Here is a 12,436-nt window from a genome sequence, read left to right as displayed (position 1 = left end):
TGAATTGATAATGAATAAACTCATAAAACCTAAACACCTAGCATACTGTATATTAATGATTTTAATGGTAACCTCTTGCGGCTCCAGAAAGGATATTGTATACCTGCAAAATGCGCAGCAATTTGAAACCGAGGTAGAAACAAATACTTTCGAGCCTAAGTTTAAAGTAGACGATATTTTAAGTATCTATATTTCCAGTTTCGATATGGCAGCAACAGCGCCATTCAACTTATCTAAAGGGACAGGTGAAAATGTGGAAGAATTAGAATATGTAATTGATAAGGACGGAACTATAGATTTTCCCGTATTGGGAAGGATAAAATTGTTGGGGCTTTCAACCAGTGAAGCAAAAGAACTATTTAGAAATAAGCTTATTGAAGATGGATATTTAAAAGACCCCATTGTTAATATTAGGATTAAAAACTTTAGGGTAACCGTTTTGGGGCAAGTACGTAATCCCGGCACTTACAACATTGCCGGTGAACGCATCACCATTTTAGAAGCCCTCGGTTTGGCGGGTGATTTGGACATAAAAGGAAGAAGGGACAATATATTGGTAGTTCGAGACTTTAACGGTGCAAAAACTTACACAAGAATTAATTTAACTACCAAGGAGTTTGTTCATTCACCAGTGTATTATTTAACGCAAAACGATGTAGTGTACGTAGAACCTAATAACTCGGTTATTAAAACCTCTTCTTTAGACAGTAGGTTAACCATAGGGTTATCGGTGTTTTCACTGCTGCTTACCACCATTTTATTATTTACTAGATAATGACGAAGGATATGGATAATAATGAAAGAATAGATGGCCAGGCTCCCAAAATAAACTTTAAGGAGATTATAGCTCCTTATCTTAAGAACTGGTATTGGTTTGTACTCTCCTTGTTGATTATGGTGAGTCTGGCTTATGCTTATGTGCGTTACTCTAAGCCCATGTACGCGGCTAATGCAACCATACTTATTGCAGACGAAGCCAATATGTCTCCGGAAGCCGCTATTTTAGAAGGATTATCGGAAAATTCATATAGTGATAAAAAGATAGAGGGTGAAATACAAATTTTAAAATCCAGGGAATTAATGCTAGAAGTGGTTGAATCCCTTGGGTTAACAACCCAATTATATTCAAAAGGAAGAATAAATAACACGGAAATATATAGAAATAAGCCATTTACGGTTAATTATTTGAATAATGACTCCATCATAGAAAAAGCATATCTCAAATTTTCTATCAAAATACTTTCTGAAGAAAGTTTCGAATTCAGCAGAAATGAAAGTATCCCTAAAGCCTATATGTTCGGTGAAAATGTACCCACTTCGTTAGGGAATATCATTTTGCTTCCAAACCTCACAAATATAAAGGGGTATGTAGGGCAAACCATAGAGGTGGTTAAAGAGCCGCTTTCGCAAGTGGGCAGCCGTTATAAAAATAGATTAGTGGTGAGCAATGTAGGTAAAGGTTCCAATATTATCTCCATTCATCTTACCGATTTGGTACAGGAAAAAGCTACTGATTTGGTGAATACGATAATTAGCACGTACAACAAAAACTCTATTAAAGAAAAGAATATGGTGGCAGAGGCTACCGCCAACTTTATTGATGATAGAATTGCTTTAATGGCCTCTGATTTATCGGATGTTGATAGAACAAAAGAGCGTTTTAAGGTAGGGAACAGGCTGACGGATATTACTTCGGAAGCTGGATTATTTCTAGAATCCGGCGCAACGAATGAGCAGAATCTTATTCAGCTACAAACCGAATTGAATACCGTTAATTACATGTCCAATTATCTATCCCGAAAGGATAGCTACGAGGCTTTGCCTAGCAATCTCGGACTCATGGACGAAAGTATCGGTAAGGTAATTACGCAGTACAATGAGCTTGTAATAAAGCGTAAAGCACTTCTTAAAACATCTGGACAGAACAACCCAGTAGTGGTGGAACTGGACCATCAACTGGATGGCTTAAAAGCAACCTTAGGACACAGTCTCGATAATGTAAAAAATACTATCTCCATCAAGAGTAGTAATTTAAGGGCACAAGAAGAATTAATTAATAATAGAATTTCGGCAGTACCCGGACAAGAAAGACAGAATAGGGATATTCAGCGTCAGCAAAATATTAAGGAAACCATTTACCTCTATTTGCTTCAGAAAAGAGAAGAATCAGCTATCTCCATGGCGGCAACTCCGCCCGTTTCTAAGGTAATTGAACCTGCATATAATTCATACAACGTAGTATCTTCGGCCAAGAAAGTATACTTCGGAAGTGTTTTATTGGGACTTTTACTACCGTTCGGTTTTATTTATCTACGGAATTTGTTGGATACCAAAATCCATAAAAAAACAGATATTACCGAAGCATTGCCCACAATTCCCGTACTGGCGCAACTGCCTAGAATTGAAAACAAAAAGGCATTGGCCATTCAAGAAAATGACCGGTCTGTTCTGGCAGAATCCTTCCGGATATTAAGAACCAACATAGATTATCTTTTCAAAAAAACGGATAAGCAGCGAGGCAAGGTGGTGTATGTTACATCCAGTATTTCTGGGGAAGGGAAGACATTTATTTCGTACAATTTGGCCACGGTGTATGCGCATTCCAATAAAAACGTATTGCTCATTGGTGCTGATATTAGAAAGCCTAGTTTAACGGATTTTATTGCGAATACGTCATCTGTTGGGCTCTCAGAGTATTTACACGGTGATGCAGAATTAGATGAAATAATTAAGCCTGTACTTTCGTTCAACAGCTTAGATATTATTCAGTCGGGTAAAATACCACCGAATCCTGCGGAACTTTTGATGGATGAAAGATTGAAGACTTTGTTTGATACCGTTAAACAGAATTACGATGTTATCATTGTAGATACGGCTCCTTCGATGCCTGTAACAGATACTATTCTTATTGGGGAGTTTGCAGACCGAACAATTTATGTTACTCGGGCAGATTATACCGAGAAATCACTTTTAAAGTTTGTAAGTGAGGTTTACAGGGAAGGAAAACTCAAAAATGTCTCCTTGCTAATCAATGATGTTAAAACTACCAACTTGGGATATGGTGCTAAAATGGGGTATGGTTATGGAGCTACTGCCGTAAAGAAAAAGAGGTGGGCTATTGCTTAGTATTTCTATCTGAAGGTTTCTAACAAAAAATAGATTTAGTGTCGTGGACAAGTTCTTCAATATTTTTTTCAATTTTTTTATTCAGCATAATCTCGGTAATGTTTGCTAGATGCTGTTGGTGGTGCATGTCGGTAGCAATAAAATCAATGTAATTTTCTTCAACTAAATCAAGCGCCATTTTGTGAATGCTTTTCCCGTAATATTGACTTAAAGACAAGGCATTTACTTGAAGTTTACACCCCATGTTTTTAAGTACATCCAACACGTGTTTTTGCTGATGAAAATACCGATACCGCTCCGGATGTGCCAATATAGGCTGATATCCGTTATCAATAAGCTGTTGTACAATGCGTTCTACATTCATAGGAACCTGAAGAAATGGCAACTCCACCAGGATATAGTTTTCATGTAAAAACAATAGATTTTTGTTGTTCAATAAGACTTCAAACTCACTGTCTATCTGATATTCCGCAGCTACACCCAACCAAGAGAGTTCTACTTTCTGCTGAAGTAAATGTTCTTTAAGTTCATCAAAACTGGCACCAATAGTTTGGGGTGTATTCGGGTACAAGTCGGCCATTACATGCGGTGTACCGATGAAGCCTGTAATACCCAAGCTTTGCGCTTTTTTAATTAAATAATAGGAAGCTTCCACATTTTTAGCACCGTCATCAATGCCCGGCATGATGTGGCAATGGATATCTATAAAATTGTTGAAAAGGTCTACCAATCTTTTATTTCTTCGGAAAATAGTTAGCATAGGTGTCGTTTTGGTACTGCCAAAATAGGTAATTTCTATTAAGAACTTAAAATCAACCGATTAAAAACACAAAAATATACGTCCACCAACGTATCTGCAGACGTTCAAGACCTCGCTGGACACGTCTACCAACGTGTCGGGACACGTTCAGGACCTCGCCAGATACGTCTACCAACGTATCGGAACACGTCCAGGACCTCGTCGGACACGTCCACCAACGTATCGGGAGACGTTCAAGACCTTGCCGGATACGTCCACCAACGTATCGGGATACGTTCAGGACCTCGCAGGACACGTCCACCAACGTATCTGGATACGTCCAGGACCTCGCAGGACACGTCTACCAACGTATCGGTTGGAATACAAAACCTATCGCTTGCGGTCTTTTGCCGCGACAGACACGTTAAACAATGTTCTGTATACGTTAAAAACACAAAAATTTAGGTCGGTCAACGTATTTTTTGGCATCAAAAATACCTCAGTTGAAGTCAGACAACCCGAAGAATAGGTTGGGCAACCGATTTTTTGGCCTAATTAATGTCAAATTTTAGGTTCACTAACGTATCGGGAGGATTATTGAACCTATTGAGAAGTATTTTCAACAGCAAAAATTAGGTTGTAGAACGTGTCTTTTGGTCTAATAAATACCGAAATTTAGGTTTAGTAACGTATCGGGAGGGTTATTAAACCTATCCATTGACATTTATAACCGAAAGCAATGGGTTGGAAAGCTTACATTATCTTTTCTCTTTGCTAAGGATAAATACAGTACCAGCGGGATCCATAATCCAATGGTTTTCGTCTGGTATCTGTTCTAGCTCATCGCAAGTGTGAACATTGTTCAATTCTAAATATTGTGTAGCCTTTTCTACATCAGGCGTTCGGAGTTCCAACCAGGTTTCGGAATGGGTATAATTATCAACACAGTCCAACCAAAGGATATTCGGACCGAATATAACTTCATGCGTTCGCGAAACCGTTGGGTTTTCAATAGGTTTTTCGGTAACCTGTAACTGCAAAACATCACGATAGAAGGCTACGGTTTTCTCGTATTTGGATTTTGGTATTTTTACCGCAATATTAATCCCTCCGGTAAATTTTATGTTTTCCATTGGTTATTTCTCTTCAAGTTGGTAAGGATAAATAACCTTCCAGTCTTTCTTCATGTCTATAATAGTCCAATTTTTTTTTGTGGCTTCATCCAGTCCTTTATCAAATTTACCAACCATAGAATTTCGGTCGTAGCTCCATTCCCTGATAGAATCAGTATGGTGCACGTAGATTTTTAGGCTTTTAAAATCGTTGGAGTCCGTCCATTGCAACATTTCCAAATCTCCATCAGAGTTTCCGCCGGCAATAATCGGTTTTTGTCCGATATATTTAAAGATGCTTACCGGTTTCCCTGCGTGGTCATCAATAAAATCCACTTCAGCTTTTCTTTTTAAAACAGGTTTGCCATTATTGTAATCATATTCAGTTTTAATAGTGCTGCCAATAACCCGATTTCTTGGTAAACCATACGCTTTTTCCGTCCACGGACGCATAAAATCCATTCCCCCCGCAGAAACAATATAGACGGTAAAGTCGTTGGCTTCCAGATAATCAATAAGTTCTATCATTGGTTGATACACCAATTCGGTAAACAGTTTATCTTTTTCTGGATGCTTAGCAGTAGTAATCCATTGTGATACAATATCTTCAAATTCGGTAGATGTCATTCCCGAATGTGTTGTCATTAATAGCTCTAGGAGCCCTTTCATGCCTTGCTTTTTAAGGGCTTCCATATCTCTTTCAAGGACAGCTTTATAAGGTTGCTTGTTTTTCCACTCCGGATGTTCTTTTGCCATTTCATCTATTCGGTCGAACATAAAATAGACTTGAAAGTACATGGGTTTTTCACTCCAAAGTGTACCGTCGTTATCAAACGTAGCAATTCTATGTTGTTCCTCCACAAAATTAGGACTGTTCGAGTCGGTAATATCTTGAACGTAGCCCATAATATTTTTCTTAACGTCACCATCATTCCATGAGGGTAGTGGGTCTTCTTCTTTTTTTACTTCAACTTCTGAAGCAGTATCCTCAACTTTTTCTTCTTTTTTGGATTCACAGTTAGTAAATACTACAAACGCCAAAACGATAAAGGTTGCTTTTTTGATAACAGAAATCATGTTTTTATGTTTTAAGTAAGTAGAAATGCTATTATTTACTTTTCTTTTTGTCCTTCCAAATAATGGCTTGAACGGACATACTATCTATTTCTCCTTCTGTAATTTCGTTTCCATCAGCATCCTTAGCATCCATCAAATACATGATGTTTGAAGTATCATCATATAGAAATACTTTTCCGTGCTTTATCATATGTTTTAATTCCTTTCTCAACTTTTTCACTTCCTTGGCAGACATTCCCGCTTGCACATCGTAAATATCTTTATGGTGCTTGTGCGTAAAAATAATTTGTTCAATATTACCCTCGCCGTCGCTAATTACTTGAAGAGAGTCTTTAACTTTTCCTTTCTTGGTGTAACTAGTAAGCGTTTGTGTTTCATCAATTGGAATAATAGCTTCTGTTATCGTTATTTCTTCGGAAGAGATATCGTAGCCATTATTTTCCAAATGTTCATCCAAATGTTCTGTGGAATGCACTTCATAGTCCGATTCTGGCGGTGCTTCCGTCATGGATTCGCTATAGCTTTCATTCTCCTTAATTTCCTCAGTAATAGAAGCTTCGTCGTTTATAACTGAAGAAGATGCCAATGTAGTCAATGGGATATTGTTTATTTGATGTTCATCAATCAGTAAAGCATTGGTTTCTGGCATGGAATCAGTTTCTACAACATCGGCACTTTCAATTTCGATTTCCTCCGTAGTTTCCTCTTTTTTAGTTTGTTTACAGCTTGTAATTCCGAAGATAAAGACGCCGAGCGTTAAAAAAACAGCTATTTTTCTTTGTTTAAATTTTGATATACTATTCATAACATTCATTTTAAGGTGGTTCATAAAATTATAGGCATTCAAAATGCCTTTACTTTTTAGGTAATAAAATAGGGAGGGGGAGCATAACAGTTAATGAAGATAGTAAAAAAAAGGACTTAAATATATTTTTGTTTGAAGTTAAATACAATGTTTTAACCTTTTAATTTCTTTGATTCCAAGCAGTTCCAAATGTTATGTAGTACCCAAAATCATCATTAGACCAAGCAAAATCCATACCCACGCGAAGTTTGAATTTTCTTGCAATTAAATATCTAAAACCGGTCCCGTAATTATAAACTAGTTGAGCATTCCCAAAATTTTGATTCTCATTTACCGCCTTTGCGAGTCCGCCAAAAGCAACCGCACTCCACCGCATGGTAAAATCATATCTTTGTTCAGTTTCTAGCATATACGTAGAATTTCCCTGATAGCGCGCACGTGGGACACCTCTTAAAAATATACCTGGTTTGGCAAAAAACGGAGCACCTTCATTTTGAAATTCAGACTGAAATCGGAAACCAGATATCCAGTTGTCTCGAATAGGAAAATACTTTAAAACAGTAATCATTAAATCGTTAAAATTGAAATCACTACCGGTCCAATCTCTATTTATGTGATAACTCGTATTTACGTAAAGCCCTTTGTCTGGAGTGAAAATATTATCCCGGTTGTCGTATTCTATCACCAATCCCGGAGCGCTAATCGTGGAAGCTAAGTCTTTGGTTTCTACGAAAGGTGGAATAGGGCCATCAAACTTGGGAGAAACATCGCTTTTAAAAAAGAGATACTCTAAACCGATATAGAATTCAGAATTGCCAATTTGTTTTAAAATCGACCCAAAACCGGGATACGATTTAAAATTAAATTCAAACTCACTATCGCCAATTATGGGCAGGTTTCGGTAGAAATTAAGATTTACAGAGCCGTAACCCATGGCTAGAGAATATTTAAATCCTAATTCAATTTGATGCGCACTATGAAAACCACCAAAGAAAAACGATTTGTTGGCCGTATAAGTGGCATATATGGAAGTAATATTTGGCGGAACGTATTTAGATTCCGACTGATATTTATTAGGTTTTATAAAAATAGGGGAGACCATAACACCAATATCGCCAAGAGCAGGTTCTGTTATAGGTTGTATTAAAGGAATAAATCCAACAGGGTGTGTAAGAAACTCACTGACGTCAAATTTACCATCCAGTGAATCCCTAAAAGATAATTTTCGTTTTTTTTGACAGTGGCCTTCTGCAACAGAAATTACCAGAAAAATAAGGCTAACAAAAAAATTGGTGCAATGATACCGCATAAACAAAATTTATGGGTTTGGAGGAGTAAAAGCACCACTAAATTAAAAGAAAATAATCAACTTTTAGTCAATTTGAACCAGTTTATTCATCGTTTTTAAATCTTTCTCTTTCATCAAAATGGGGTCTGCATCCACATCCCTTAAAAAAATAAGGTCTTTTTCAGATTCGTACATTTTATACTGAAAATCGAAATTACTTTTTTCTGAAAGCAAGTCCACGATATCCTGACTGAAGTTGGCTCCACCAGCCGCAAAGGATAAATTAAAAGCCACCATTCTTACGTTGATTTCGGTAATAAAGGGGGTTCCGTTTTTATCTTCTTTAAAATCTGCGGTAAAAAAGCCATTTAGCTTGGTATTGGTTTTCTGGGTGAGGTATCGCAAAGCTTCATCGGATTTTTCTATTAGTTTTGGTTCGTTTAAAAGCCTACCAAAAGAGGTATTGCCAGTAATTCCAGAAGGAGCAACTTTACTCATTATATAATTTACCCGTTCCGCACAAGCGGCGCGAAGCAACTTCCCATCTTTATAAAGTAGTTTACAAGCCAGATTTCGACCGGGTAAGAATGAACTTGCAATAAATTCTTCAACCTTAGGATTTATCATTATCCAAGTTTTCAAACTATCCCTGCTCGTTACTTTTAAAGAACCCAATCCGCTCGAACCCGATGCCGACCGAATCCAAAAAGGATATTGTAATGTGTTTTCCAGGGTGTCGAAATCAATCTTCTTCGGATTAATAATTACGGAAGGAGGAACTAAATGAATGTCCTTTAAAATAGAAGACATTAAAGATTTACTGATTAAGTTTTTAACCAAACCATATTCAGGAATAAAAGCTTTGCACGGCCATTCATTACCATTTTCTTTATACTTGGCCCATTCAATAACTTCATGCTCAGGTTGTACAATGGCCATTTCTACGTCATTTTCTTTAACGATACTTTCGATGGTTTCCCAATATTCATCATGGCCGGCAGGAGGCACTAAATATGTTTTTTGGTAGAGCTCTTTTTGATACAATCCGTACGCGGTTGGGTTTATATCCGTACCAATAAGATTATAGGGTTGGGTGCCATACTTATGCAGCGATCGAGCAATACTTCTAGGTGTTGGGCCGCCAACGCCATTTATTAAAATTGTAATAGCCATTGTTCGTTTAATTTAGTTTTGACCGGTAAATGGAACCATGGGAACCCCGGTTTTTTGATTAATGCCTTCTGTTTTTAATACTTTGAAAAATGTCAGAAAGAGGATTTTTATATCTAAGAAAAAACTTAGATTTTCCACATAAAATACATCGTAATGAAATTTTTGATCCCAAGAAATACCGTTTCTTCCATTTACTTGTGCCCAGCCAGTAATACCCGGTTTTACAGCGTGTCTTTTCTTCTGAAAATCGTTGTATAATGGTAGATATCTAATTAACAAAGGCCTTGGGCCAACCAAACTCATATCTCCTTTTAAAACGTTTAGCAACTGCGGAATTTCATCCAAAGAGTATTTTCTGATAAATTGACCGAAAGGAGTAATTCGGTCCTTGTCTGGCAAAAGATTTCCGTTGCTATCCTTTTTATCCGTCATCGACTTAAATTTTATAAGTCTGAATATGCTTTCATTTTTTCCTGGACGATGCTGAAAGAAAAAAGGATTTCCTTCATTAATAAATAGCAGAGCCAGCCAAATCCCTATAAATAACGGTAGAAGAATAAGCAAGCCAAGGGATGCTATAAAAACATCCAATAATCTTTTGAAAAAATGTAAATACATTTTCTTGAAGTTTTTTGAATACGATTTTCAATACTAAAATTCTTGGCTATTAATCAAAACTAAAGTTAGGCTAATCGGTGGGTAGCAAAAAAAATGTTCCATAAAAAGCAATAAACATCGCTAAAGTTAATGGAAGTACCAATGCGACGAACATTCGCATTTTAACGGTGTAAGTAGCTGTTTTGTCGAGTGTTATGTATTTTGAAGAAAATTGGTGCTTTTGGTGGAATTATCTGATATTCCCTTTCAACAATGGCTAATTTTATACTTAGATACTTTCCCCAAAAGATTCCTGTCTTCTTACGGTTATGGTAAAACCTAACAACCAAAAACATGAAACCTTTTTACTTTTTTTTAGTGTCAGCACTATTTTACGGTAGCATTAATGCACAAAACTTGCATACGCATGCCAATGCTGTATCGATTACAAATGAATCCAACTCAACTAACGGATGGAATCCAGGTGCAAGTCTCGAATCGATAGATACGGATGTGCAGAATGGAACGTATTCTTTGCAGATAACTTCTACGGGAGTGTCTAGCGGTAGAGTAGCGGAATATACATTTAGCGTTGTAAATGGCGAAGAATACAACATCTCAATTTGGGCAAAACGGGGAGCACAATCTTTTTCACCTGCTTTTGCTAATTGGTCTGGTTTAAGCGGCTTTAATACAACGGGTATTGGTTCGAACAACTGGACGGAATACAATTTTACCGTCACTGCCAACAGCAATACGGCCACGATTCGTGTTTATACGAGTCCGAGTTCTAGAAATAATATTTCTGGTGATATGGTATTGATTGATAATGTAAGTATATTTTCAAGTGCTCCTCAAGATACGGAAGCCCCCACAGCGATAACCGACCTTGCCGCTTCGGGAACTACGACTACAGGAACTTCGTTGGCTTGGACGGCTTCCACAGATAATATTGGCGTGACGGATTACGAAGTTTTTCAGGATGGTGTTAGCATCGGTTTAACAGGCGGGGCTACCAATTTTACAGTCAACGGATTGACTGCTGAAACAACTTACAACTTTACGGTTTTGGCACATGATGCGGCTGGGAATACTTCCGCAGTGAGCAATACGGCGACGGTAACAACACTTTCGAACACCGACACGGAATCTCCAACAGCGATTACCGACCTTTCCGCTTCTGGAACTACGGCTACTGGAACTTCTTTGACCTGGACGGCTTCCACGGATAATATTGGTGTAACGGATTACGAAGTTTTTCAGGATGGTGCGAGTATTGGTTTAACAGGCGGTGTTACCAATTTTACAGTCAACGGATTGACCGCTGAAACAACTTACGACTTTACGGTTTTAGCACATGATGCGGCTGGGAATACCTCCGCGGTGAGCAACACCGCAACGGTAACGACACTTTCCAATACCGATACGGAAGCACCCACAGCGATAACCGACCTTTCTGCATCTGGAACTACTGCTTCGGGAACTTCTTTGGCTTGGACAGCTTCCACGGATAATGTAGGTGTGACGGATTATGAAGTTTTTCAGGACGGTGTTAGTATCGGTTTAACGGGCGGAGGAACCAATTTTGGAGTCAACGGACTAACTGCTGAAACAACTTACAACTTTACGATTTTGGCACTCGATGCGGCCGGGAATACTTCGGCGGTGAGCAATACCGCTGCGGTAACAACACTTTCCAATACCGATACGGAAGCGCCAACAGCGATAACCAACCTTACCGCTTCGGGAACTACGGTTACGGGAACTTCGTTAGCTTGGACGGCTTCCACAGATAATATTGGCGTGACGGATTACGAAGTTTTTCAGGACGGTGCTAGCATCGGCTTAACCGGAGGAGCAACAAATTTTTCGGTGAATGGATTGACCGCTGAAACAACTTACGACTTTACGGTTTTTGCGCATGATGCGGCTGGGAATACTTCCACGGTGAGCAACACGGCATCGGTTACGACCACAGGAGGGAATACCGGAGGGATAGTGGATTATACCAGTGAAAATGCAAATTTACCATCAGTGGATTGGGAAACGAACAATCTTTTCGCAAATGGCAATGTAGGGATTGGAACAACAGCAACTTTGGGTTATCGCTTGGCAGTTGCCGGAAATGTTGTTGCCGAGGAGGTGCGTGTTGCGCTACAAGGAAATTGGCCGGATTACGTTTTCGAAGAAGCGTATCATCTTCCTAAGCTGGAAGAGGTTGAACAGCATATTCTTCAGCATAAACATTTAATGAATGTGCCGAGTGCTTCAGAAATTGAAAAATATGGTATCGCCCTGGGTGACATGGATGCCAAATTGTTACGCAAAATAGAAGAACTTACGCTTTATACCCTTCAGCAAGAGAAAAAGATTAGAAAATTAGAAGAAGAGAACCAGTTGATTAATGCGTTATTAAAGCGTGTGGAGGAATTGGAATCTAAAATGGGTTTAGGTGATGAATAACTTTTCCTTTCATATAAAAATCGCTGCGTTGTGTTTGATTTGTTGTACCCAGTTTT

At 38.3% G+C, this 12,436-nt stretch carries 10 protein-coding genes; 3 read left to right on the top strand and 7 right to left on the bottom strand.

Features of this window, described 5'->3' with window-relative positions; translation table 11 throughout:
- The first annotated feature begins 10 nt into the window (after window positions 1–10).
- Both NDQ75_RS10655 and NDQ75_RS10650 read left to right on the top strand, forming a co-directional pair.
- Entirely contained in the window at window positions 11–775 is a 765-nt protein-coding gene (locus NDQ75_RS10655) for a polysaccharide biosynthesis/export family protein (RefSeq protein WP_202027459.1), read from the top strand.
- Window positions 775–3,126, top strand: coding sequence for a GumC family protein (locus NDQ75_RS10650; RefSeq protein WP_202027458.1), 2,352 nt, complete (start codon window positions 775–777; stop codon window positions 3,124–3,126). Before NDQ75_RS10655 ends, NDQ75_RS10650 begins: the two co-directional genes overlap by 1 nt.
- A gap of 19 nt (window positions 3,127–3,145) precedes the next feature.
- Here NDQ75_RS10650 and NDQ75_RS10645 read toward each other — a convergent pair whose 3' ends face one another.
- The 7 genes from NDQ75_RS10645 to NDQ75_RS10615 form a co-directional block, all read right to left on the bottom strand.
- Complete coding sequence (locus tag NDQ75_RS10645) at window positions 3,146–3,886, bottom strand: tyrosine-protein phosphatase (protein WP_202027457.1); 741 nt, start codon at window positions 3,884–3,886, stop codon at window positions 3,146–3,148.
- Window positions 3,887–4,623: 737 nt separating this feature from the next.
- Window positions 4,624–4,998 carry a VOC family protein gene (locus tag NDQ75_RS10640; protein ID WP_202027456.1) on the bottom strand — a complete coding sequence of 125 codons (375 nt, stop codon included), beginning with the start codon at window positions 4,996–4,998 and terminating at the stop codon, window positions 4,624–4,626.
- A gap of 3 nt (window positions 4,999–5,001) precedes the next feature.
- Window positions 5,002–6,054 carry an HAD family hydrolase gene (locus NDQ75_RS10635; protein ID WP_202027455.1) on the bottom strand — a complete coding sequence of 351 codons (1,053 nt, stop codon included), beginning with the start codon at window positions 6,052–6,054 and terminating at the stop codon, window positions 5,002–5,004.
- 31 nt (window positions 6,055–6,085) lie between these two features.
- Entirely contained in the window at window positions 6,086–6,859 is a 774-nt protein-coding gene (locus NDQ75_RS10630) for a hypothetical protein (RefSeq protein ID WP_202027454.1), read from the bottom strand.
- Window positions 6,860–7,019: 160 nt separating this feature from the next.
- Window positions 7,020–8,168, bottom strand: coding sequence for a BamA/TamA family outer membrane protein (locus NDQ75_RS10625; RefSeq protein WP_202027453.1), 1,149 nt, complete (start codon window positions 8,166–8,168; stop codon window positions 7,020–7,022).
- A gap of 63 nt (window positions 8,169–8,231) precedes the next feature.
- A complete protein-coding gene (locus NDQ75_RS10620; protein ID WP_202027452.1) occupies window positions 8,232–9,320 on the bottom strand; it encodes an ATP-grasp domain-containing protein in 1,089 nt (362 codons plus the stop codon).
- 12 nt (window positions 9,321–9,332) lie between these two features.
- Window positions 9,333–9,938, bottom strand: a complete 606-nt coding sequence (locus NDQ75_RS10615) for a sugar transferase (RefSeq protein ID WP_202027451.1) — start codon at window positions 9,936–9,938, stop codon at window positions 9,333–9,335.
- Window positions 9,939–10,295: 357 nt separating this feature from the next.
- Here NDQ75_RS10615 and NDQ75_RS10610 point away from each other — a divergent pair, with 357 nt between their 5' ends.
- Complete coding sequence (locus NDQ75_RS10610; protein WP_202027450.1) at window positions 10,296–12,380, top strand: fibronectin type III domain-containing protein; 2,085 nt, start codon at window positions 10,296–10,298, stop codon at window positions 12,378–12,380.
- The last annotated feature ends 56 nt before the right edge of the window (window positions 12,381–12,436 follow it).

Source organism: Galbibacter mesophilus (genome assembly GCF_023721415.1).
GTDB classification, from domain to species: domain Bacteria; phylum Bacteroidota; class Bacteroidia; order Flavobacteriales; family Flavobacteriaceae; genus Galbibacter; species Galbibacter mesophilus.
This window is presented reverse-complemented; position numbering and strand designations above follow the sequence as displayed.